The following is a 1,655-nucleotide window of genomic DNA, read 5'->3' on the forward strand; positions in this document are numbered from 1 at the left end:
GCGTTAAGACCCCAGCTGTAACTCCAGTAGCGAACCCATCAGCCCTTACAGATGCCGAAAAAGCAAAAGTAGCTGAAGAAGTTAAGAAGGCTAACCCAACAGCAACAGATGTTAAAGTTGGTGAAGATGGCACAGCAACAGTAATCTTCCCAGATGGTTCAAAAGCAACCTTGACACCAGCGCAAACAGTGAAAGAAGCTGATTCAAATGGCGTTAAGACCCCAGCTGTGACCCCAGTAGCGAACCCATCAGCTCTTACAGATGCCGAAAAAGCAAAAGTAGCAGAAGAAGTTAAGAAAGCTAACCCAACTGCAAAAGATATCAAGGTAAACAAAGACGGATCAGTAGTTGTAACCTTTAAAGATGGCAGCACAGCGGTTATCCCATCAGATAAGACTGTTAAGAAATCAGCTGATAAAGCTAAGGAATCAGATGGAGTTAAGAATCCATCAGTAACAGCAGTTACAGATCCAAGCAACTTGACAGACGCCGAAAAAGCAAAAGTAGCGGACGAAGTTAAGAAAGCTAACCCAACTGCAAAAGATATCAAGGTAAACAAAGACGGATCAGTAATTGTAACCTTTAAAGATGGCAGCACAGCGGTTATCCCATCAGATAAGACTGTTAAGAAATCAGCTGATAAAGCTAAGGAATCAGATGGCGTTAAGAATCCATCAGTAACTCCTGTTGTAAATCCAAGCAACTTGACAGACGCCGAAAAAGCTAAAGTAGCAGACGAAGTTAAGAAAGCTAACCCAACTGCGACAGATATTAAGGTGAACAATGATGGTTCAGTAGTTGTAACCTTTAAAGATGGTAGCACAGCGGTTATCCCATCAGATAAGACTGTTAAGAAATCAGCTGATAAAGCTAAGGAATCAGATGGAGTTAAGAATCCATTAGTAACAGCAGTTACAGATCCAAGCAACTTGACAGACGCCGAAAAAGCTAAAGTAGCAGAAGAAGTTAAGAAAGCTAACTCAACTGCGAAAGATATCAAAGTTAACAATGATGGATCAGTAGTTGTAACCTTTGCGGATGGATCAGTAGCAGTCATTCCAGCAGAAAAAGCTGTTACAGCTGCTAACCAAGATTCACCTGCTCAAGCACCAGCTAAGAAAGCAGGAGCGAAAGAATTACCAAACACTGGTACAAAACAATCTAGCGCTTCACTTGCTCTAGCACTTCTTACAGCAGCGACAGGAGGACTTCTCATCGCTAAAAAACGCGAGGAAGAAGAGTAATAAAATACTCAAATAAAGTAAATTTAAGAATATGAATCCTGCAATTTGCTAGAAAAGGCTAAGAGAAAAGACTAGCTCGTCATAAAACCACACAGAGATTCCAGACTTGAGAACAATCAAGATTAAAGAATCACTGTGTGGTTTTTAAGGTTCTTTGTTAACTATGGTTGAGATAGAAGATTTAGTTAGAGTGGGATGTAGCAGAAAAGTAATTTCTACAATCTGAATGAAAAAGGAGGAATCTACCCAAATATGAGATAGATTCCTCCTTTTGTTTACTTATTTGGCTCTTTGTCAACTGTAGTGGGTTGAATAAAAGCTAACATCTGGAGAGGACAATTGTTGTCCTCTCCATTTTTATATTCAGAGCGATGAAAATTCGTTTCTTAAAGTTGTTAAAGTTCCTAAAAC

Annotated in this window: 1 protein-coding gene; it reads left to right on the forward strand. The window is 39.8% G+C overall.

Annotated elements, in window-relative coordinates:
- Positions 1 to 1,244 (forward strand): LPXTG cell wall anchor domain-containing protein (locus tag PCY08_RS09910; RefSeq protein ID WP_301560228.1); only part of this gene is annotated, 1,244 nt, incomplete at its 5' end.
- Positions 1,245 to 1,655 lie beyond the last annotated feature (411 nt).

The organism is Streptococcus sp. SO4 (genome assembly GCF_030440055.1).
Lineage (GTDB): Bacteria > Bacillota > Bacilli > Lactobacillales > Streptococcaceae > Streptococcus > Streptococcus nidrosiense.